Annotated in this window: 21 protein-coding genes; all 21 read right to left on the minus strand. The window is 71.3% G+C overall.

Annotated features, from left to right (window positions below):
• Positions 1 to 130 precede the first annotated feature (130 nt).
• The 21 genes from ACFTZC_RS38245 to ACFTZC_RS38345 all read right to left on the minus strand — a co-directional run bounded on the left by ACFTZC_RS38245 (position 131) and on the right by ACFTZC_RS38345 (position 20,963).
• Positions 131 to 1,930 carry a hypothetical protein gene (locus tag ACFTZC_RS38245; RefSeq protein WP_382898225.1) on the minus strand — a complete coding sequence of 600 codons (1,800 nt, stop codon included), beginning with the start codon at positions 1,928 to 1,930 and terminating at the stop codon, positions 131 to 133.
• On the minus strand, positions 1,927 to 3,069 hold the full coding sequence (locus ACFTZC_RS38250) for an AAA family ATPase (RefSeq protein ID WP_382898259.1): 1,143 nt from the start codon (positions 3,067 to 3,069) through the stop codon (positions 1,927 to 1,929). The genes ACFTZC_RS38245 and ACFTZC_RS38250 overlap by 4 nt, the downstream gene beginning before the upstream one ends.
• Before the next feature lie 197 nt (positions 3,070 to 3,266).
• Positions 3,267 to 3,488: a hypothetical protein gene (locus tag ACFTZC_RS38255; protein ID WP_382898261.1), complete on the minus strand. Its 222-nt coding sequence runs from the start codon at positions 3,486 to 3,488 to the stop codon at positions 3,267 to 3,269.
• Positions 3,489 to 3,631: 143 nt separating this feature from the next.
• Entirely contained in the window at positions 3,632 to 4,150 is a 519-nt protein-coding gene (locus tag ACFTZC_RS38260) for a hypothetical protein (protein WP_382898227.1), read from the minus strand.
• A gap of 35 nt (positions 4,151 to 4,185) precedes the next feature.
• Positions 4,186 to 5,376, minus strand: coding sequence for a hypothetical protein (locus tag ACFTZC_RS38265; RefSeq protein WP_382898229.1), 1,191 nt, complete (start codon positions 5,374 to 5,376; stop codon positions 4,186 to 4,188).
• Complete coding sequence (locus ACFTZC_RS38270; RefSeq protein ID WP_382898230.1) at positions 5,373 to 5,813, minus strand: hypothetical protein; 441 nt, start codon at positions 5,811 to 5,813, stop codon at positions 5,373 to 5,375. The genes ACFTZC_RS38265 and ACFTZC_RS38270 overlap by 4 nt, the downstream gene beginning before the upstream one ends.
• A 40-nt stretch (positions 5,814 to 5,853) precedes the next feature.
• Complete coding sequence (locus ACFTZC_RS38275) at positions 5,854 to 6,726, minus strand: hypothetical protein (protein WP_382898231.1); 873 nt, start codon at positions 6,724 to 6,726, stop codon at positions 5,854 to 5,856.
• A 29-nt stretch (positions 6,727 to 6,755) separates the two neighbouring features.
• Entirely contained in the window at positions 6,756 to 6,950 is a 195-nt protein-coding gene (locus ACFTZC_RS38280; RefSeq protein ID WP_382898233.1) for a hypothetical protein, read from the minus strand.
• Positions 6,951 to 7,087: 137 nt separating this feature from the next.
• Complete coding sequence (locus ACFTZC_RS38285) at positions 7,088 to 7,531, minus strand: hypothetical protein (protein ID WP_382898235.1); 444 nt, start codon at positions 7,529 to 7,531, stop codon at positions 7,088 to 7,090.
• A gap of 742 nt (positions 7,532 to 8,273) precedes the next feature.
• The gene (locus tag ACFTZC_RS38290) at positions 8,274 to 9,182 is read right to left on the minus strand and encodes a hypothetical protein (RefSeq protein ID WP_382898237.1); all 909 of its coding nucleotides are present in this window, start codon (positions 9,180 to 9,182) and stop codon (positions 8,274 to 8,276) included.
• 217 nt (positions 9,183 to 9,399) lie between these two features.
• Positions 9,400 to 10,194 (minus strand): hypothetical protein, encoded by a 795-nt coding sequence (locus tag ACFTZC_RS38295; RefSeq protein ID WP_382898239.1) that lies wholly within the window; start codon positions 10,192 to 10,194, stop codon positions 9,400 to 9,402.
• A 95-nt stretch (positions 10,195 to 10,289) separates the two neighbouring features.
• Positions 10,290 to 10,829 (minus strand): hypothetical protein, encoded by a 540-nt coding sequence (locus ACFTZC_RS38300; protein ID WP_382898240.1) that lies wholly within the window; start codon positions 10,827 to 10,829, stop codon positions 10,290 to 10,292.
• A 32-nt stretch (positions 10,830 to 10,861) separates the two neighbouring features.
• On the minus strand, positions 10,862 to 11,824 hold the full coding sequence (locus ACFTZC_RS38305) for a hypothetical protein (protein WP_382898242.1): 963 nt from the start codon (positions 11,822 to 11,824) through the stop codon (positions 10,862 to 10,864).
• Between the two features lie 275 nt (positions 11,825 to 12,099).
• A complete protein-coding gene (locus tag ACFTZC_RS38310) occupies positions 12,100 to 13,305 on the minus strand; it encodes a DUF317 domain-containing protein (protein ID WP_382898244.1) in 1,206 nt (401 codons plus the stop codon).
• Between the two features lie 206 nt (positions 13,306 to 13,511).
• Positions 13,512 to 15,023, minus strand: a complete 1,512-nt coding sequence (locus ACFTZC_RS38315; RefSeq protein WP_382898246.1) for an ATP-binding protein — start codon at positions 15,021 to 15,023, stop codon at positions 13,512 to 13,514.
• Positions 15,024 to 15,048: 25 nt separating this feature from the next.
• Positions 15,049 to 15,489, minus strand: a complete 441-nt coding sequence (locus tag ACFTZC_RS38320) for a DUF6238 family protein (protein WP_382898248.1) — start codon at positions 15,487 to 15,489, stop codon at positions 15,049 to 15,051.
• 55 nt (positions 15,490 to 15,544) lie between these two features.
• Entirely contained in the window at positions 15,545 to 17,017 is a 1,473-nt protein-coding gene (locus tag ACFTZC_RS38325; RefSeq protein ID WP_382898263.1) for an SCO6880 family protein, read from the minus strand.
• An 81-nt stretch (positions 17,018 to 17,098) separates the two neighbouring features.
• On the minus strand, positions 17,099 to 18,490 hold the full coding sequence (locus ACFTZC_RS38330; RefSeq protein WP_382898249.1) for an ATP-binding protein: 1,392 nt from the start codon (positions 18,488 to 18,490) through the stop codon (positions 17,099 to 17,101).
• A 15-nt stretch (positions 18,491 to 18,505) separates the two neighbouring features.
• The gene (locus tag ACFTZC_RS38335) at positions 18,506 to 19,195 is read right to left on the minus strand and encodes a hypothetical protein (RefSeq protein ID WP_382898251.1); all 690 of its coding nucleotides are present in this window, start codon (positions 19,193 to 19,195) and stop codon (positions 18,506 to 18,508) included.
• Positions 19,195 to 19,506 (minus strand): DUF6112 family protein, encoded by a 312-nt coding sequence (locus ACFTZC_RS38340; RefSeq protein WP_382898265.1) that lies wholly within the window; start codon positions 19,504 to 19,506, stop codon positions 19,195 to 19,197. The genes ACFTZC_RS38335 and ACFTZC_RS38340 overlap by 1 nt, the downstream gene beginning before the upstream one ends.
• A 344-nt stretch (positions 19,507 to 19,850) precedes the next feature.
• Positions 19,851 to 20,963 carry a C40 family peptidase gene (locus tag ACFTZC_RS38345; RefSeq protein ID WP_382898253.1) on the minus strand — a complete coding sequence of 371 codons (1,113 nt, stop codon included), beginning with the start codon at positions 20,961 to 20,963 and terminating at the stop codon, positions 19,851 to 19,853.
• Between the last annotated feature and the right edge of the window lie 304 nt (positions 20,964 to 21,267).

The following is a 21,267-nucleotide window of genomic DNA, read 5'->3' on the forward strand; positions in this document are numbered from 1 at the left end:
CGACAGTCCAGTTCGTAGGGACCCCCGGGGAATTCCGTTTGATGGGCGTTACGTTCGAGGTCGGGCTGCTGGTCTGGGGCTTCAAATCGAGTGCCTTTCGTTGGCGGTGGGGGTGGTGGCCTGCGTCGTCTCAGCGTGTCCTGCGGATGGCGTCTGTGGCCGCTGTGGCGATGGCGACGGGAGCGCTGGAGGGCTGGGGCAGGTGCAGCAAGGTGGTTCCCGGCAAGTGGTGGGACGTGGCGGTGAGGGTGAGCTGGAGTACGGCGCAGCCGGCGGTCGTGAGCTGCTTGACGCGGGTGACGGCTTGAGCGGTTTCGTCGCTGCTGTACCGGGCGTCGGTGACGATCACGAGGAGGCGGCCGGCGCCGGGGCGGCTGAGTTCGAGGCCGTGGTCGAGCGCGTCCAGGGCATTGGCGAGGTTGTGACTGCTGCCGTTGGCGCCGAACGTTGTCACGCGCTCTGGTGCCCGGTGGGTGGGTCGGGTCAAGGCGGTCAGGTGCGTGTCGTAGGCGATGGTGGCGGTGAGGGAGTCGGGGTCGGTCAGGGCTGCTGCGCGTGCCACGATCCAGGCAGCGGACGCGACGGGCGCGCAGGCGGCACGCATGGAGCCGGAGACGTCGACGGCGATACCCACACGCAGCGGTGGGGTGGGCGAGCTGCGGCGGCGGGTGTGGGTGAACGGTTCCGCTGTGGGGACCGACCCGGCCGCGCGCTGAGCGTCGCGGGCGAGGGCCGCGCGCATGTTGAGACGGCCGGGCGGGGTGGGGCTGGTGGTCCGCTCCTCGGTCCGCTCGCGGTAGGCGGCGGCGCGCAGGGCGCGGCTCAGGCGCGCGGCGGCACTCTGCTCGGCGGCGGTTGGCCTGCGGGTGCCGGTGACCGGGTTGCCGTCGGGCGCAGGTGTGCCGTCGGGGGTGACGGTGGTGCCACGGGTGTTGAAGACCGACTTGGCGGTGGCGGCGGCTTTGCGTCGCTGGCCGGCCCGCCGGGCGCGGTCCTGAGCATGCGCCTTGGACTGCACGGCCACGGCGTTGTCCGCTGCGGCCTGTGCCGCGAGGTCGGCCGCGTCGGTGGCGGCCGTGCTGTCCATGACGACCCCCACGGCGCCGGACAGCAGATCGGTGAGGTTCTCCGGCACAGGCAGGGCGGGGGCCGCGGCGTCCAGAGCGTCGCACCATTCTTGAGCGTGCGCGAGCATGGCCGTGGCGTCGTGGTCGGCGCACTGATGGGCCGCGCTCCAGATGCGGGTGAGGGTGGCCAACAGGTCTTTGCCCAGCACCTTTTCGCACAGATCGGCGACGGCCCGGGTCTCGCCGGCATCCAGGATGCCGACGTCACGGCGGCCGAGGACCAGGGCCGCCACGCCGGCGGCGTGCTCGATGCCCTGAAGGGTGGGGTGGGCGATGTCGGGCATGACCAGGGTTCGGGCACTGGTACGCAGGTACGTGCGGTCCGTGGGCCGCGTGATCAGGTGTGCGCCTTCGACACGGCTCTCCTCCAGCAGCAGCGCCGCCTCGACGACACGGGGGTCCGCTCCGGCAGGCTCCGTCCAGACGGAGTGGGCCGCGTGCGCGGCCTCGTGGACGAACACTCCCCAGGCCGCGGGGTACCGCTCCTCGTCGCCCACGATCCGCGGATTGACCTCATGGGGCTGGAGCGGGGCGAACAGCCGGGCGTCGAACTCGACCTCGCCCAGAGTGGGGAAGAACGCGGCCGGTGCGCCGCTGCGCGTGCCGGGACGGCAGGTGACGAGGAGGTCCTGGCGTCCGGAGAGCTCAACCAGCCGGTCGCCGAGTTCGGCACCCACGCGCAGCCACGCGGCCGAGGAGGAACGGGGCTGCGCGGGCGGGGCGCCGTCGTCGTCCCATCGCGCGAGATCGGCGTCGACGTCCGGCGTGATGGCGGAGGACTGGACGTGGTGGTGGGCGCTCATCGCGAGCGGCCCCGATGCGCGGAGCCGGTGCTGCCCGGGGGCTGCCGGACGGCCGAGGCGGGAAGCTGCTTACCGAGGGTGAGGGGCGCGATCTTCTTGACACCGGCGGCCTTGACGACAGCGGCGGCGACGGCGTCGCGATCCTCCACAGGAGCGATGCCGACCAGGTTCGCCAGCGCGGCATTGGTGCCCAGGACGGCCTCCGTCTTCTGGTAGCTGAGCAGCTCCCGCAGCTGAGGGGCCCAGCCCAGCTCACCCAGTTCAACCTGGCGGGCGAGGTGTCGGGCGACCCGGACCACCCGGGCATCGATCCTCAGCGCCAGGGCGAGGTCGTAGTCCGTGCCGATCTGGATCTGCACGCTGAACCGGGACGACAGCGCCTCCGTCAACACCGCCCCGTGGACACCGGGATTGTGGCCCGCCACCACATAGAAACCCGGCTCGGCCTTGACGGTCTCGCCCTTGTGGGCCTTGACCTGGATCTGCCTGCGCCCGTCCATCGCGGGATACAGCGCCGCCAGGACCTTCGGCGAGATCAAGGTGGCATCGTCGATCAGCAGGGCACGGCCCTCGGTCATCGCGGTAACCAGCGGACCGTACTGGAAGACGTAGCCTCCGCCGTCGTCCTGCGTGTACTCGCCGATCAAGTCGCCGACCGTGGTGTCGCCGTCACCGGCGACGGTGAGCAGGTCCGGGAACGCCGCCTCCACCAGCGACGTCTTGCCGGTGCCCGGAGGGCCGTAGAGCAGCACCGGCACGTCGGCGTCGCGCAGGCGATTCAACGCCTCGACGTCGGGCAGATCGGCCAGCTCCCGGGGGTGGTAGACCTGGCCCCCCGCGCGGCGGATCGGGCCGGTCTGCTTCGGCGTGGCTGCGGCGCGAATGGTCGTGCGGGGCGTGGCCGCCTGGGCGCGGGGAGAGTGGGTGCCCGGTGGGCTGATCACAGCGGTCTGCGCGGCTGCGGCGGTTTTCGCGTTCGCGCGGAACTCCGGTTGTCCGGTTCCGCCTCGGTCGGCCTCGCCGCGTCGCACCAGGGTGAGGGCGGCGTTGCGGACGGCGCCGTGGGAGTGGCCCAGCTGCCTGGCCATGTCCCCGATGGTGAGCGTGTCCGCCGGCCGGTCGGCCAGCAGTCGGGCCACCTTGGCCCGTAGTTCGCCGCCCTTGGTGCGCGCTGGACTGGTAGGCGTTCCGGGTGTGGACAAAAAACCGAGGCCCCTTCAACAGGTGCGGGCGCGGGCGAGGTTGGCGATGCACTGGAGAAGCTGGCCGCTCTCGGAGCGGATCACGGACTGTGCCGACATCGCCGACCGGGCCAACCGGGGCGTACCGTCGGCGCTCACCGGCCGACCGAGGGCTCGGTCCAGGCGCAGGGGATGGCCGACGACGAGCAGCTCGCCGGCTGCCGAGCAGGCCCGTGCGTCCGCTCCGTACCGGGTCCCGTCGCCCGGCAGGCGCAGCCTGGCGTCTCTTCGAAGCCGGCCTGGAGCAGGATCCGCCGGGCGGCGGCGTTGTAGCCGGTGGTGGTGATCTCGCCGGTGATGGCGTGCCGGATCGTCATGAACGGCTCCGCTGGAGCTTCGGGCAAGACGGATCTCCTACCTGACTCGCCTTTCCGCACGTTCTGATAGCCGGGTGTACCAACAACAACCATGGATCAATCTCCTGAAAACGTGAGTAAAAGGTGGGGGCTGGTTGCCGTGCTCAGCGGCGTTTTACCGGTGGTGGCGGTGTCGCCGGGGCGGCGCCGGCAGCGGGTGGCCGCGCGGTCGTGGATGTGCTGGTGGTGACTGGTGAGGGCTGAAGGGGTGCCTGTGCCTGGGCTGCGAGGAGGGTTTGTGTGGTGAGTTCGGCCGACAGTTCTTCGGGCAGGAGGCGGATGTCCTCGATCAGTTCTTCGAGGCGGATGGCGTACGAAGTCAGCGTGGCGGCGGAGTTGGGGGCGCCGTGTTCGTCGCACCAGTTGGCTGCGCTTTCGAGGAACTGGTGGATGCGGGGGAAGGCGCCGTGATCGTCGTCGACGGTGTGGTCGAACACCTCGGTGAACCGGTCGAGGCCGGGGGCGTCTTGGAGGGCGTCGGTCGCGGCGCGGACGGAGACTCCGGAGTCCGGCGGCTGCTCGTACCCCTCGTGTGCCGCGGTGGCGGGTGTCTTCTTCGGCAGCCAGCGGGGCTTGCGCCGGGAGCCCTCGTACTCCCAGTAATCGGGCGGGGTGACGGTCATGGTGGGGCTTCCTTGGGCGGGAGCGAGCGGGGGTTCTACCGGTTGTGTGCGGGGGCTGTGGTGCGCGGCGGCGGTGTCGGGGGCGTGGTGTCCACGGCGGGGCGCGCCCGGATCTGCGTGGTCGCGGGGGTGCGGTGGGGCGGCAGGACGGCAACGCTCGCTGCGAGGTCTTCGGCCGCGTCGTGGACTTCGTCGGCGAGGAAGTCGAGCTGCCTGCTGAGGGCGTAGAGCCGTGCGGCGCTCCGCTGGCCCTGCACCGTCTCCAGAGCCTGCGCGAACTGCGCTGCGGCGTGGAGGAGTTCCTCCATGCGGATCAGAGGACCCGCGGTGTGCCCGCGCTGGGTGGCGGTGAGGAGAGTCTCCGCGACGTCGCCGGACGTACGGGCTTCGACGACGTCCCGCAGCAGTTCCTGCAGGGACACCTCGGGTGCGGCGGGCGGCCGGTTGAAGCGCGAGGGGGCGTCCGGGCGCAGGACGCCGGCCGGAACCGGCCGGGGCAGGGCCTGACCTGCCGCGTACTCATGGGCGTAGTGCCCGATCACTTCCCAGCCGGGCGCGTCGGGGTCTCCGGTGAGCGCGATCACGGTCGACGTGTCGTCCTCGACCAGATAGGCCAGCGTGATCAGTCGGCCGTCCGCCGTGTACCAGGACTCGATGAGGTCCAGTTCACCCCGCCGCTGGGCGGCCTGGGCCTTCGCGGTCCACCTCTGCCGTTCCTCGCCGGCGAGCGGAGGCTCGGGCTGGTGGTGCTGGTCGGCGAGGGCGGCGGCGATCGTCCCGTGCTCCGCCCAGGCGACGAGATGGGGCCACAGGGCCCTGCGCTGTGAGCGTTCGGCCGCAGAGCCGGGGGCGGCGGGCCGGTCGATGGCCCGGTGGATCTCGGTGGCGGAGGCGGCGAGGCCGTCCAGCACGGTCCGCCACGCGGTGACGTGCCGGGCGGGCGGCAGATCGTCCAGCGCGCGGCGGGCTGTGTCGAGCAGCGCGTCGGAGTAGGCGGCGAGATGGCGGGTGTATGCCACGACGGCCGCCCGGTCGCGGCGGTCGAGGGCGGCTTCTGCGGCGTCCGGGCGAACGGTTCGGCCGTGCCGGTCGCGGGTCAGACCGAGCGCGGTCTCGCTCTCGCCGCGGATGACAGCCATCCGCAGCCCGAAACCACGCGCCCAGCCCGCGAGGTCGAGAATCGCGGACCTGCCGCTCGGGGGGACCGGGTCACTGCTGGTCGTCACCGGGATCGTCCGGCGGCCGGGGGATTCAGGTGAACGGTGGGGGCGTAGGAAGGCTTCGGCGGGACCGGGCCGGCGGACGCCGTGTCGTGCTGTGTCGTTCGGCCGGCGGAAGCCCGGGCCAGACGGCGGCGCCGCTCCAGAAGCCCGTTCTGCAGAAGCGGAGGCGGCGGGCCGGGCGAGGCGGCGGGGTCGAGAGCGACGTCGGCGTCCACGGTGAATCCGTGGCGGCGCAGATCGTGGACGGCCTGGCGGGTGCGGCGGGCTCCGTCCCGATCGGGCTCGGTGAGCCGGAACAGCCCCGGGGCGTCGGGGACCGGCTCGAACTGCTCCCGGGTGAGGTACCAGTGGGCGAGGTGACCGGACACGGACGGCGTGGCGGAGGCGACGAAACCGTGCTCGGGATGAGCCCGGAAGACGAAGTGGGTACGGGGATCCAACAGGGTGTATCTCTCCTGGCGATGACAGTATTGAGGCAGGTCAGCGGCGGTTTGTGCGGGGCGGCTCGGATGCCGGAAGGGCCGAGGGCCGGTGTACGGCTGGGGCTGTGGGCCGGTCCTGGAGCAGGAGCCATTCACCGTCGGTGAGCCAGGTCTCGATGGTCGGCCACATACGTTCGCAGCGCTCCTGGTGAGTGAGCGGGGTGTCGCAGGCCAGTACGGTCTCGGCGTCGGTCAGGGCGGCCGACAACCGGGTGATGACGTCGGCGTTGTCAGCGTTGCCCGGACGCTGGGTGACGGCGGGCGGGTACTGCTCAAGGAGCGGGCGCCCGTGGTCCAGGATGGCGAGGAAGTCCTGCGAGGCTCTGGTCAGGAACTCTTCGGTCCTGGTGCCGAGCGCTTCGATTCCGACCGGCGTGGCGGTGCTGTACTGGGTGGAGGCGACCAGGGCTTTCCAGGCGCGGTACTCGGTCCGGATGCGGTCGAGCGCGGAGGTGACCTGGATGGTGCGCCGGGCGTGCAGGGCCTGCTGGTAGGCGGGCAGGAACCGGTCGGTGATCCCGGCGGCCAGATCAGACTCGTCCGCTACCAGGCTGGCCGGCGCAGTCGCGTCCTGGTAGTTGTCGTCGAAGTCCTCGGAGGAGAACGCGCCGACCACATACCCGGCGGGATGCCCGGGGCGTTCGATGAGCAGCAGTTCGATGCCCGCGCCGTTGTTCAGGGTTGCGGCGTAGGGAACGGAAGCCGCCCGGGCGGCTTCCATGAGTTCGCCGGAGTCCCACAGCCAGGCCACCAGGTCCTCCTGCCACACGGGCTGGCTGTAGACCGTCACCGACGCGTTCCATGTACCGGGCAACTGCTCGGCGAGGTGGTCGGCGATGTCACCGAGGTAACGACGGGGGCTGGTGGCCACGGTGATCTGGAGGCGCTCAGCCGTACGGATCAGATCCGCCGCCGCGGCCTGAGCCTCACCGGCCGTGCTCGGCGGCAGAAGGTAGGTGCCGTTGTCACGACGCTGGAACCCGAGGATTCCAGGGCGGGCTGCGCCCAGTGGTACTTCTCACCGTGGGCGAAGGCGACGATGCCGGCGTCACGGCGGTGGAAGAGCATGATCTGCGTGGCGGAAGAAGTAAGCATGAATGGTCCCGTCGGATGAATACAAGGGGATGGGGGCGGTTCGCGTGAGCGCTGGACCCATCGGCGAAACGTGAAGAAGCTCCCGGTACCGGCCGCAGGCGGCGGTTGCATCCGGGCGGCACGCCGCCCGGATGGTTCTAGCGGCGCCGCACAGCACCCGTCTCGGCCTTCGGCGTGGTGGCGGAGACAGCGGTTCTGGTCGGTGCGGTGCGCGCGGGAACGATGACCGGCGCGGGCGAGCGGGGGGTCCACCGGTCCGCGCAGTTGGTGAAGACGCTGCACGGGTCGGTGTTCCAGTTGACGACCGGGCCGGAGTCTTCGTAGGCCAGGCTGATCACTTCAATGCCGTACGGACGCAGGACGTACCCCCACTGGAGGTTCTGGTCGGCTGCGTGCTCGTGGGTGATCGTCACACGCGTCGGCAGGGAACCGTTGGAGGGGTTCAGGTGGTCCAGGGTGCTGCTGGGCCATCTCCGGCCGCGGGCCAGCGTGGTGACGAGTTCGGCCGGCGCGCCGTCGAGGAGGTCTGTGCCAAGTGTTTCCCAGCCGACGGGGACATCGTCGATGAGATGCCGCGCCATGGCCTGATGGTCGCGGGCGAACCGGTACTGGTAGGCGGCCAGGAGCAGGGACAGCTTCGCGTTCGGCTGCCCGTCGAGGTGGACGTATATCCCGGCGTAGCCGACCTCGGTGGGCCGGGCGATGAAGGAACGGATGGACAGGAGGGGCCTCCGGCGGGCGTTGCGGGTTATCGGCCGGGCGCGGGGCCGGCGGGCGGGGCGCTCGGCGGGGCAGGGGGAAGACCACCCGATACCCGGATCGGACCCAGCGCCTGGCCGCCGCTGAGTTGCTCGACGGCGGGGTAGGCGTGGGGTCGTACTCGGCCCGCAGGACGGCGAGGTCGGCCTGGTGGGCGAGGGCGAGTACGGACAGGCTGCGGCTGGCCGCTTCCATGAGCATCTTGGGCGGATCCCCCTTCTCCGCATGGCGGTGGCGGTCGCCCCACCGGGCGACGGCCGCCAGGAGTTCGCTCACCGCGTTCAGCGCGGGCTCGGCGCAGTCCAGCAGGTGCTGGGTGACGGCGCTGACCTCCGCGGGAGTCTCGGCCGCGGCGAGGGCGGCGAGATACGGCGCCGTATCCGGCACCGGTAGCGGCGCGTCCGGCAGCGAGTGCTCGGCGAGGAACCCTTCGGCGTCCCGCGCCGCCCAGCGAAGAAGGTCATCCCGGGTGGCAATACCGTAACGGGCGGCGGCGATCTGCTCGGAGGTCCGGCCGACGTTGTCGTACAACTCGAAGTCAGGATTCTGGGGCACGGTGTGTTCCTAGAGAGAGGTGCTCGGTGCGGGGGCCTGGGCGTCGGTGCGGCGGCAGCCGTAGCCCAGGAGGCTGGCGCGCCCCGGGGCGTCGGGGACGGCTGCGGCGTTCGAGCAGGTGAAGCGGTAGGCGAAGGCCGGGCTCGGGCTGGTGCCGAGCCAGGCACGGTCCTCCTTCTCCGGAACGATCTGCAGCCCCGGCACGGTCGCGGCATCGTGCTGGGTGTGCGTGTGGGAGAAGACGACCAACGCTCCCGTCGCGGTCTTGAGCGCGTAGGCGTCGGCGAACTCCGCCGGCGCCGCGGCGAAGCGGGTGGTGCCTCTGGGCCCGAACTTCCCGATGGTCTCGTCGTGGACCGTGATCTGCCGCCGGGCGGACTCGGTCGGCGCCAGGAGCTTGCGCCCGGTGCGCTCGCCGCCGGTGACGAAGTTGTCGGCAACAGCAGAGCGCAACGCGCCGAGCGGGGTGGCCAGGGTCTTTGTCGCGGCGTCGACCGCGGTGGCGTAGCCGTCGGCGTCGAGGACGATCTCCGGAAGGTCCTGCGGGTCATCGGCGTCGATGGTGGCGACCATCTCCCACCCCTTCGACCTGGCGTCCTCGGCGAGGACCAGGACGCGGGCGAACTGCTTCTTGCTGCCGGCCCGGGTCACGGCGGCGAACCACCGCTGCTCGCCGGGCCCCAGGCGCGGGATGTAGAGGTCGGTGGCCGCGAGGTCGTACGCCCACGGCCGGTAGGGTTCGCGCTCCGCCGCCGGCAGGGCCTGGTCCTGCTTGAGGTCCGCCAGGGACATCGCGTATCGGGGACCGCCCTCGACGGTGTCGAGGAGCACACGGTTGTGGCTCATCCGCGCGACGTTGTTGATCCTCGAATAGGTGCTGATGGCGTCGCGGGCCTGCGTGCGGGTGAGCGCGGGCACCGGCGCCGGCGCGGCGGTGACGCGAGGTGTCGTCGTCCCGGAGGCGGGACTGTCGTTGTCGTTGTCGCTGGTGCAGGCAGTGCTCGCGAGGGCGAGACACAGGACGGTGGTGATCAGTGGCAGTGTGCGGCGGACGGCGCGGATGGATACTCCTCGGTCTGGCGAAAGGGGGAAGAGGGCGGTTGGGGGCGGTTGGTCGCACCGGTGTGGTGGCTGCTCAGCGGTGGCGCACGGTGCTGCTGACCTGCGGCGCGACAGGCGGCCGGGCGGATGCGGCAGTCGGCGAGGCGGCCGGCGTGGTGGCGTGGCGGAGGTTCACGCCGATGCCCTTCTCCGCGAGCTGGTGGGTGAGGGCCCGCAGCTGCAGTGCGCGACCGTCCTCGCCATAGGAGGCGGGCAGGACGAACGCGGCCTGGAGAGGGCGGTACTGGAAACCGAGGCTGTACAGCGTCATCCGGGCATCCTCGGGAACACTCTCGTACGGTGCGCCGAGTGCTCCGTCGTCGTACCAGGTCAGGGTGACCACGCGGGCCACCGGCGGTGGTGGTCCGGGGCGGTGCGGAGGTTCCGGGTGGTTTGCCGCGTTGTGGCGCACTGCGTCCAGGGCCGCCTGGTAGCGGGGCAGGAGACGGCGGGTGACCTGGGCTGCTGCACGGGCCGGGTCGTCGGGGACAGCGATTCCGGACGGATCGTCGACCTCCGCGAAGTGGTGGGCGCGGATGCCGTGGCCTTCGGGCTCCAGCGCGGCGACGACGAACTGGCGGCGGCGCAGTGGGCGGTCCGCGACGTAGAGCTGCAGGCCGTTCGGACCGTGAAGGATCGCGTGGTGGCCGAGAACATATTGATGGGCGACGGCGGCGACGTGGCCGGAGTCCCAGAGCCCGCGGGTGGTCTCGAACTGGTCCTTGTACTGGGCGTGCTGGTCGTAGGTGCTGGTCCAGTGGTCGGGCAGCCGGGCGGCGAGGGCACGAGCGAAGCCGGAAAGGTCGAAGCGTGTGCGGAGTGTGGGCATGTGGTCCAGGGGTGTTCGGGTGAAGTGAGGGAGGAGGACTGCAGAGTGGCGGGCAGCAGGGCGCCTGCGTGCTCCTCGTGAGGGGGCGCGGGGCTCTACCGGCCCCGGGGGGTTACGGGCGCGGTTTCCGGTACGGCGGGGACCTGAGGGTGGCCGGTTGTGATCGGCGGGGAGAGCTGCGCGGCGTCGTGCTGGAGTTGACGGCCTGCCGTGTGGAGGTGTTCGCGGGCGTTGTCGAGCCGGGTGTTGAGGAGCGGGAGGGTGGCGTCCCGGACACCAGCCAGCTGTGGGGAGGGCGGAAGAGCGGCGGCCTGGTGCAGAACCCCGGCGTGGGCGACGGCCTGGGTCAGGTCTGCCAGGGCCCGCCCGAGGGTGCTCACGGCACGGGTCAGGGCGGTGACCCGGCGCCGGGTGGCTTCGGCCCCGGGATGGCTGCGGGCCTCGCGGTCGGCGGCGGCTGCGGCACCGGTGACGTGGACGATCAGTCCGACGGTGTCCCGGACGCGGTCTTCGAGTTCGTCGAGGTTGTCGCTGACGGTGTGCGCCGGGCCGGTGAGGGGCATGTCGTCTGCCGCGTGGTGGATGTGCCCGGCCAGGCTGTGGAGTTGGGCCATGGCATCGAAGCCGGACAGCACGTGGCAACCTTCGCGGGCCCGTGAGGCCGGGGTCAACGGCGCGGTGGTCGGGCGGACTTCGGTGCCGCCGGCGGGGGGTTCGGCGGGGGAAGACGCGGCGTCCGGGGCAGGGCTCGGGACGGCAAGGGCACTGGCGGCGGTGAGGTCAGTGCGCGCATCCCTTCTTCCGTCACCCGCAGTATCTCCCCGAGGTCGCGGACTTGGGCTGCGGCGTCGTCGAGGTCGTACGACAGGTCGAACGCGTCGTCCTGCTCGGCGTCCTTGGCTTTCTCGGCCGCAGCTTCGAAGAAGTCGGCGAGCTGCTCCAGGAGACCGTTGTCCGGGTCCACGATCTGGTGCAGCAGCTTGGCGGCGTCCGCGTGCGACTCGGTTGCGTTGAGACGGTCGGTCAGAGCGCGCAGAGCATCGCCACAGGGGTAGACCGAGGCATCATCCGCGTCGCCGGAGGGATCCGAGGCATCGGGCCCGTGGCGCTCCGGGGCGGCAGCCACGAGCGGGGTTCGGGCGGACGAGACGGGGCCGGGCAGCAGCCCGAGCCGGGCAAGATGCTGGTCGATCGCCTCGACCAGGGGCGTGGCGCTCATGCCGTGCCGGACTTCGGGCCGCTCGGGGGCACCGGAGCCGGCACTGGGGGCGGAGTCGTAGATCACCTCGAACAGCTCGTGATCGGCGTGGTGGCGGGTCACGGTCCACCCCTCCGGATCCCCGAACGGGGCGTTGAGGGTGGTCTCCTGCGGCGGGCCGATGATCAGGTAACTGCTGTCCGCGAGCGGTACGCGCACGATGAACGAGCTGAGGGCGAACTCGATGTCGCATCCCAGTCCGCGCTGCCGCAGCGGCGTGGTGATGTGCGCGTGACGGCGCCACTGCTCCTGCCACCAGGCGGTGTTCACGTTGCGGTGCTCGGGGAGCGGTGCGAGCGGCACCCCCTGGGCCGGCTCGCGGCGGGCGCCGGAGCGGCTCGAGTCCGGGCCTCCCGGATCGTCAGTGACCACGGCTTCTCCCACGGGAGGCGGGTGCCCGGTGCGGGGCCGGGATCCGGAGGGCGGGACGGGGATGTTGCTCGGGCCGGTTTGTGGGGGTGAATGCGTAGACGTCGTGGGCGTCGGCCGGGTCGTGTTCCATCTGGGCTTCGTGCCCGGGGGACTGTGCGAGGAGGGCGTCGTGCTCGGCTTGGCACTGCTGGTGCTCGGCCCAGTCGGCGTCGCTGAAATTGGCGGGGCGGGTCAGAGGGCTCCTTGAGACTGGCGCGTGGATGCTTCGGTGCAAGCTAGCGGTGGGGTGCGCCCTGCCCGGGCGGCGGAGGCGCCGGGATCTCCCGGCCGGTAGACGCGGGGAAGAAACGGTGGACTTCGAGGTGGACGCGGAGATCCTTGACGGCGTCGCCGAGCGATTCTGACGTGCGCCGCAGATACCGGTGCGCCGTCGCATGGATGATGACCATGCGCTCTTCCCGGTACTTCCGGTCGGCCGGCAAGGAGTTCAGGGACAGAGCCTCCTGCGCGGTCCCGGCGAAGTACGGTACGGCGTGGCTGGAGTGGGTGGCTGCGATGGCGAGGTGGGCGAGCAGGGCGGTGCCGGCGCGGGTCGTGCTGGTGGCGCTGTGGGCGAAGCCGACGGTCAGCTGGACGACTTCGCGGGAGAGGGCCTGGGAGTCGAGGGCTTGCTGGAGCAGCCCGGGATAGGACGGCTCAGCCGGTACCTCACCTGTCTCGTCCACCAGTTTCCACTGCTCGGAGGCGTCGAGGAATCTGCCTCGCAGGGTGTCGAGGGTTTCGATGAGGCTTAGCGTGGTGTTGCGGGGTATCAGGTCGCGACGTGCGTCGGCATTCATGGGCTGACCGCTCTGGCTGGTGGTGGGGGCGTCGCCGGGGCTTGCTGTGGCCGGGCCGGTGAGCGTGAGGCGTGGAAGCAGGAGGGGATCGAGTTCGTACCTGTGCCGGGTCAAGGGCGCGGAGTCGGTGAAGGCGCGGTGGAACGCCTCGACGAGTACGGGTGGTGTGGCCGGGCTGAACCGGGCTTGCCAGGCGTGTTCTCGTGGACCGGCGCGGAACTCCCATCTGGTTTGTTCCTCAGGCGGTCGGTTCGCCGGGTGGCTGTAGGGGGTGGCGGAGTAGCTGGCCAGGTTGTCGGGTGCTTTTCCGTGGGAGACGCGTGGTCCCGAGGAGCCTGTCCAGGTGGGCGGGAGGGGAAGGTCGTCGGGCTGGTCGTTGTCCGGGGCGAACAGGGTGTGGGGGGATTCGGCGAGTGTGCGTGCCAGCGTGGTGATGACGGCCGTCAGGAACTCGGTGGGCGCCTGGTCGTCCAGGGAGATGTGCCACAGGGGCGACTTCAGCGGATGTGTGCTGGCGGTGATCTGGATCGGCTTTTCCGCGGGGACTTCGGGGAGCCAGCCGACCCGGACGCGCAGGCACGGGCTCGTGAAGAGCCTGAAGTCATACCCGTCGTCGATGCAGGTCCACCCGTGTTGGAACAAGGCGGCGGTGAAGATCTCGAAGGCGTCGTCGCGAGGGCCGGCCAGGTAGCGCGGAGTGACGAGCGCCTCGGTGCCGTCCTGGGCGGAGCCGGTTTCGGAAGGTGGGTGAACGGCGTTCTCCTCAGGTGGGGGCGTTCTTGTCGAAGGGGGACTCGCCCGCAGGCTCACGGGATTGCGGCCGCAATTTTCCGGAACTGGCGGGGTTTTCAGTGCATGCGGGCGTCGGTGTCGAAGAGCGCCAGCTCCTGCTGGTGCAGGAGGTGCTGGACGATGAAGCTTCTGCCTGCGACTTTCCACAGTCCGCGTCCGCGGTTGAGGTGGGCGATGGCGTCCATCTCGACCGTGGTCAGGCCGAGGAGTGCGGCGGCTGCGTGGAGTTGGTCGGTTTCCTGGCGGTAGATGATGCGGGTGGAGCAGTCGGCGAGGAGGCCCTCGGCCAGGGCGCGGCCCTGTGATCCGGCGTCGCCGGCGGTGAGCAGGTCGGACAGCCGGTGGATGACCATCAGGTTCGCGATGCCCAGACCTCGGCTCAGCTTCCACTGGGCTTGCATGCGCTGGAGGAGGCCGGCGTGGCGCATCAGGCGCCATGCCTCGTCGTAGACGATCCAGCGCCGGCCGCCGTTCGGGTCGGTGAGGGCGGACTCCATCCAGGCGGAGGCGCAGGTCATCGCGAGGACGAGGGCGGTGTCGTCGCCGAATCCGCCGAGCCGGGACAGGTCGATGGTGAGCATCGGCGCGCTGGGGTCGAACCGTACGGTGGAGGGGGCGTCGAACATGCCGGCGAGGTCGCCGGCCACCAGGCGGCGCATGGCGTGGGCGAGGTCGCGGGCCGCGTCCCCGAGCCGCCCGGACATCATGCTGGCTGCCTCGTCGAGGGCGGCGGGGTCGTTCAGGGCGGCGGCGATGTCGCCTAGAAGCGGGGCGCGGCCGGTTGCGGCGGCCCGGGTGACGACGGTGTCCAGGGTGATGTCGAGGGCGGTGTGTTCGGTGGGCATCAGGTCCCGGCTGAGGACGGTGCGGGCCAGCGAGCCGAGCAGCAGCAGACGCCGTTTGCGGATCTCCCCGGCCCAGTCGGCTTCGGTCACGCTCTCCGGGCGTGGGGCGGCGTCCAGGGGGTTGAGCCTGCCGGGCAGCCCGGGCCCGAGCGCGACAGAGGTACCGCCTAGAGCCTGCGCGACGGGCGTCCATTCGCCCTTGGGGTCGCAGGGGACGTAGACGCGGTATCCGAAGGCCACCGACCGCAGCGCGAAGGATTTGGCGAGCGCGCTCTTGCCCTGGCCGATCACGCCGGCGAGCAGGATGTTGGGGTTGGTGAAGCCCTCGACCTTCCCGTACAGGGCGAAGGGGTCGAATACGTAGGAGGCTTCGGCGTGGACGTCGCGTCCGATGTAGATGCCTTCGGCGCCGAGGCCGCCTTCGGCGAGGAAGGGGTAGGCACCGGCGGCGATGGCGGTGGTCATGCGGTGGGCGGGCAGTTTCAGCCGGTTCCCGCGGGCGGAGGCCGGCCCCGGGCGTCCGCCCGCCGCATACAGGGGCGCGGGGGCTGCGTGTTCCGCGGGCTCCGCGCCCGGGGGAGGAGTGGTGGCTTCGGCGCGGGCTTTCGCGGTGGCGTCGGCGAGTTCGCGGCGGGCGGTTCTGCGGCTGGCGCGGTCGGTGCCGTGCGGGGTGAACAGCGGGCTGGCGGAAGCCCGGCGGTCCCGGCGCCCGGTCCGGCTCAAAGGGCCTCCTGGTTTCGGCGGCTGTTCATCGCACGCACGCGGTGGTGTGGGGGCGGTTGAGGTCGGTGGGGGTGGTGGTGCGGCGGGCGATGTGTCCGGCGGCCAGGTGCCGCTGGCAGATCGTGAGGACGGGGGGACCTTCCGGGAGCCGTTCGGGATGGCAGCGGTCCGCGTCCGGCGCGGTGCCGGGCAGGAGGTGGAAGGCGTCGTGGACGGCGGCGGTCGCCTGCCAGAGCCGGGTGCGCGCGGTGGCGAGGTTGCGGCCCGCGCCCGGATGGGGCGGTCGCGCGGTCTGGGCGAGCTGGTCGAGGAGTTGGTGGAGGGCGGTGAGGTGGGCGTGGAGCACGTTCAGGTGGACGCGGTCCACCACCGGGGTGTCGGTCCGGACGCTTCGGGTGTGGTGGCGGATGCCCGCGCTCGCGGCCCGGAGATAGGGGTGCGCACTTGGGCGCGAGGACGTGGTCAAAAGGGGGTGTTCCTTCCTGCCGCTGCCTGCCAGAGCCGTAGTGGGGGCGGCTTCCTCACAGAGCGGTATGCGCGAGGGGGAGGGCGGCGAGGGTGAAGGCGTCGGGCTGCTGGTAGTGGAGGCGGCGCAGGTCGACGCCGGCGGTGACGGCGGCGGTCTCGATCTGTGCGCACGCCGCGTCCAGGGCGCGGTCGGTGGTGGCGGTGAGGGTGACCAGACCGGTCAGGGCGACGTCGGCGTGCCCGGCGATGAGCTGGCGTTCACGGGCTTTGACGTCGGCGTATTCGACGGAGTCTTCCTCGCTGTCGACCTGCCCGCGACGGGTGCGTTCGCTGGCGTCAGCGATGATCGCGGCCTTGCGGCGCTGGACGTCGCGCAGCGCGGACTCCAGGGACTGCGGCACGTAGAGGAGGGAGAGGGTGCGCCGGACGCCGGGGGTGAACATCAGCCCGTGGAGGAAACCGGCGCCCATTTCGGTGCGGGGCCAGTTCTCCACCCAGTAGGTGGTGTGGCGGGCGGTGTCGGTGGCGAGCCGGTCGTACTCCTCGTACTGAACGACGGGGCCCGCGGCGGCCGGGTCGGCCTCGGCCCGGCCGGTCGCCGACCACTGCTGCAGGGCGGGCAGGGCGGTGGGGTCGTAGGCGGTGCGGATGACGGCGGCGATCTCCCGGGCGTTCAGCCATCCGTTCACCATCAGTCCGGCGTCCCGCGCGGCCTGCGCGATCGACGCGGTGGTCTGTTCCATCACCGTGAACGCCCCCGGCAGCCCGCTCCCGGCCTGGCTGATGAGCCGCTTGGCGGCTTTGAGGTCGAGGGAGATCGCGAGATAGGTCTCGTGTGGGGCCGCGGCGGGTCCGGCCGAGGCGACGAGATCGGTGTAGATCTGTCCGGCGACCGGTGTGGTGGGGTGGCCGTGCTGGGCCCAGTGGCGGGCCAGGGTGTCGCCGCCGTCGGGAACGGTCCGCTCCAGCACCTGTACCGCGGCGACGTGCCCGGTGCGGGCGGTGCCGGCGAGGGCGCGCCCCCAGCCGGTCACGTGATGGTTCTGCGTGGCGGGGTCGAGCAGGACGAAGGCGCGTGAGGCGACACGGGCAACGGCCGTCAGGGTCTGACGGTGCGGATCGTGCACGGCCGCCGCCTGGTTGGCGGAGTCGCCCGGGGTGACGACCCTCAGAGAGGCGGCGGTGCCGGGCAGGTGGAGGATGCCGTCGTGGCGGGGACGGGTCACGGGTCGGGCGAACCAGAGAATCTGGCCGGTCCGCCGCCGGTACACGTAGCGGGCGACGACCGGAGCCCAGTCGACAAGCGAGCGCCCGTGACGCCGGATCACGACCAGCGCGCCGACCGCGGCCCACAGCGGGGCCAGCGCGATGGCACCGAGCAGACCGGCGGAGAGCAACGTCCCCAGCAGCAGCGCCAACGCGGTGGAGGTGAGGATGAGTTGGGGCAGGGAGAGGCCGAGGAGGATGCCGCGGCGGGACCGGTGCGGGAATTTGACCGTGAGCGGGGCAACGGAGAGATCAGACAGTGGGTGTCCTGGATGCGCGGGCGGAACCGGGGCGGGAGGCGAGGCGGGACACCTCCCGCCCCCGGGGAATGGGGCAGTTGGTCAGTGGCCGGACGGGGGCTGCCCGGCTGCTGCCGGGCCGGTCCCGGCGGACTGCGGACCGGACGCGGGCGGTGGCGGGCCCTGCGGTGGCGGGCTGGTCGTCGGCGGAGTGAAAACCCGTTCGCTGCCCTGGCCGGCCGTGGCGCCGGGTGAGGAGGCCCCTGGTCCCGGGCTGCCACCGATCTGGCCGCTGGTGTCCTGGGACGGGCTGGTCGGCGCCGGCTGTACGGCCTTCTCCAGACCGGACTTGACCGCATCGCCGCCGGGCGACAGACCGGTGCCACCGCCCTGCGGGCTCTCCTGGCCCTCGCCTGCACCGGTGGGGCCGGAGGTGATGTTGCCGGGGAGTGAGTCCGGGCCTTGCGGGGCGGCTCCGCCGACGGATCCGGCACTGGAGCCTGCTCCTGCTCCTGCTGCGGCGCCGCCGGTTCCGGCGGTGGCCGCCATCGCGGCGGCCTTCTTCGCCGCGCGCTCGGCGTGCTGTTTGGCGAGCTGGGCTCCGGCGCCACCGGCGCGGTGCAGGGATTCGCCGTCGCTTCCTTCGCTCGCCCAGTGGACGAACTTGAACGTGGCGTACGGGCAGAGCAGCACCAGGATCATGATCACGATGCCGGCGAGGACGTCGGCGAGCGCGGTCAGACCGTCCTTCGACTCGGTCTCGCCCATCGCGGAGACACCGAGAACGAAGATGATCGTCATCAACAGCTTGGAGACGACGAGGGTGGAGGTCGCCACGATCCAGCCCTTGCGCCAGCGTCGTCCTGCCTCCCAGCCGCCGCCCGCACCGGCGAACGCGGCCAGCGTGACCATGATCAGGATGCCGACCTTGCGGACCATCATCACGCACCAGTACAGGAGCGCTCCGATGGCCGATCCCAGGGCGGCGAAGACCATCACCATCCAGCCCAGGCCCGAGAGCGCGCCGAGCTGTCCGACCCGCACGATGCGCCGCACTGCGGTCTCGATCGACAGGTTGGCGGACGCGAGGAGGCCGGCGGACAGCGCGTCGACCACTTCGAGGGCGACGGTGGTGACGGCGATGGCGGCGAACGCGAAGAGCACACCGGAGGCGGTGCCGGTGAACGCCTGGGCCAGGGCCTGGCCGTCCCGCTTGACCGCGGCCCGCACCAACTGGGCGCAGAACGTGGCCACCAGGACGATCAGGGCGATCGGGAGGATGGTCTCGTAGTTGTCGCGGAACCAGGCTGCGTTGAGGTCGACGCGGGTGGTGGCGTCGACCGCCTTGGCCGCGAGATCGGCCGAGGCCGCCGCCAGTTCACCGGTCGACTTCGCCATCCAGTCACCGATCGCCTTGCCCGGATCGGAAGCGAAATCGACGGCCTCTCCGACCACGCAGACCGGGCCCGTCAGGGGAAGATCACAGAACTCCACGAGAGTCTCCTTCCGTCAGGGCGCTACGCGCGGGGCGATGGACACGAGCGAACAGTCCTGCGAGGGGCGGCACTGCACGGCGAGCGTGACCGAACGGTCCTCCGCCCCCTGACCGCCCTTCGACCAGGCGATCCGCTGCTTGCCGGTCACGGTCACGGCATAGATGTACGCCTGCGTGATCGCCGACGGATCCTCCGCCAGAGCCTGTTTGAACGCGGAAGGATAGTGGCCCTCGGTCACCGTGGCGGTGGCGCGCTGGTGCTGGTCGGCCATCCGCGCCCACAATGCAGGCGTCGGCATCTGCGCGGACACCGACGACCAGTCGCTGTACCGGCTCTCCTCGGTCATCCACGCCTCCATGCCGGCGAGCTGCTGCTCGTGGCGGGTGGTGCGGGTGTCGTAGGACCAGAGCATCCGGGCTGCGGCCTTCGCGAACTCCACCGGATCGGAGACCCGCGGCGGCACCGGCACCGAGCCCGTTGCACCGTCCGTCGGCCGCGCACCGTCAGAGGGCGCAGGGCTGTCGGCCTCGGATGGGGATGCGGCGGCGGGCGGGGGGCGGTGTTGTTCACCGCGGCCGGTGAAATACACGGTTGCGCCGGCGATGGCGAGCAGGCAGGCCAGGCCGGTCGCGAGCAGCGCGATGCGCCGGTTCGCCGACCAGCCTTGACCGTAGCCCGAGGGGGAGGGGAAGGGGCTGCGCATCACTGGACCTGGGAGCCGAGGGCGGAGAAGAACGCGACGATGCCGTTGGCGGCACCGAGCCCGAGCGCCGCCCCGGCCGCCACGACCGCGCCCTTCTTCCCGTTCGCCTCGGCCTGGTGGCCACCGGAATGGTGACCCCACGCCCAGACACCGAGCGACACGGCGAGCGCGCCGACCACGGCCACGATGCCGAAGAGGTTGATCGAGTTGACGACGTTCTTCAGGACCGCCAGACCAGGCAGGCCCCCGCCTTGCGGGGTGATCCCTGGGTCGTAGGCGAGTTGGACGAGATGGTTGGTGAGGGGAGGCAGGGGGATGACAAGGCTCCTTGCGTACGCGGGCCGGGTGAGGGTCAACGGAAAACGGGAGGGGGAGGTGGGGGCGTCGTGCGCCAGCAGTGGAGGGTGTAGGTTCTGGTTCGATTTGTCAGCCGCCCTCTGTCTGACCTGTGCCTTTGAGTGACTGTCCGGGACACTTGTCGGCGGAATCGTCCAGTGAACTTGTCGGATTCTTCGGACGGAGGGCCCGATAGGGCTGCGCTGACAGATGTCTCGGACGGTCGACCTGCGGTTCTGCCCCAGCAGGCGACAAGTCGGCGACAGGGATGGCCGGACAGCGACAAGTCGAATCGGAACCTACAGAGGGTGGGCCGGTGTCAGAGGACGCGGCGGACGGTGAGGATGTCCCAGTCGGTGAGCGGGGTGATCCGGACCGGCTTTCCGGTGCGCGGCGCCTCGATGGCCAGGCCCTCGCCGAGATACAGGCCGACATGTTCGGGGCGGCTCAGACTGCCTCGGCTGAAGATCAGGTCGCCGGGCTGGAGCCGGTTGGTGGAGACGGCCTTGCCTTCGCTGACCTGTGTGTATGTGGTGCGGGTGAGTGTCACGCCGGCGTGGGCGTATGCCTGCTGCATCAGAGAGCTGCAGTCGCAGCGGCCCATCGGGTCCGGGCCGTGCGCATCGGTGCAGGAGCCGCCCCACTGATACATCGTCCCGAGCTGCCGCATCGCCCACTCGATGGCCTTGTGAGCCCACGGATCCGCTGACTTGGGGATCGTGTATCCCTTCGGCACGGCGCCCTCGGGGATCTTCCCGAAGGCCGAGCCGTCCGCACTGTTGCATCCGGGGGCGTCGGGTTCGGTGTCCTGGCCGGCGGTGTTGTCGCCGGCGCCGGGGAAGGTGGCGGCGATGGCTTTCTGCAGGGCGGTGGAGAGGGGTTCCCACTGGGCGTAGGCGTCCGGGTAGCCGGAGCGCTGGACCGCCTGGGCGGCCTGGGTGACCGTCATCTGCTGCCAGCCGCTCACCCCCAGCAGGGCCTTGTAGAACTTCTGCGAGGCATAGACGGGGTCGCGGATCTGCTCGGCGGTGCCCCAGCCCTGGCTGGGCCGCTGCTGGAACAGCCCGAGCGAATCGCGGTCGCCGTAGGAGAGGTTGCGCAGGCGGCTTTCCTGCATGGCGGTGGCCAGCGCGACGATCTGCCCGCGCCGGGGAACCTGCAGGCCGATGCCGGTGGCGACGATGGTCTGAGCGTGGGGTATCTGCTCGTCGGGCAGGGCCAGGCCCTCGATACGCACGTCGGAAGCATCCGCGCCGTCGAGAATCCGGGTCACCTCCCCGGTGATTTTCCCGGTGTCGAGGGCGGGCATGCACGAGCCGATGGCGCCCGCGCTCTGGGCGGATTCGCTGGAGGCGGCCATCATCACAGCCGCGCCGCCCAGGAGGAACGGGGAGAGGACGACGACGCCGATACCGGCGGCGAGCGCCTTCAACCCGCGTAACCCGCTCGCCCACTGTCGGGCGCGGGCAGGGGCGGGCAACGGGAGGTCATGAGGGTGTCCTTCACGGTGGTGTCCGGGGTACGGCGTACGCGGGGCGTGGCGGAAGAGGCGCCGGTCCGGAGGGCGGACGGTCAAAGGAGTGTTCGGCGCAGGCGAGTTGCCACCCGCCCGGCAGACCAGGCACGTGGCGCCGGCGAGGTTGGGATAGCCGTCGGTGTGTTCCTGGCGGTTGTAAAACTGTAGGCGCGGATCGGCGGTTGACCAAAAAGCGGGGCGTGGGGTGCCGGAATCCGGC

This window comes from Streptomyces sp. NPDC056987 (assembly GCF_042673865.1).
Classification (GTDB): Bacteria; Actinomycetota; Actinomycetes; order Streptomycetales; family Streptomycetaceae; genus Streptomyces.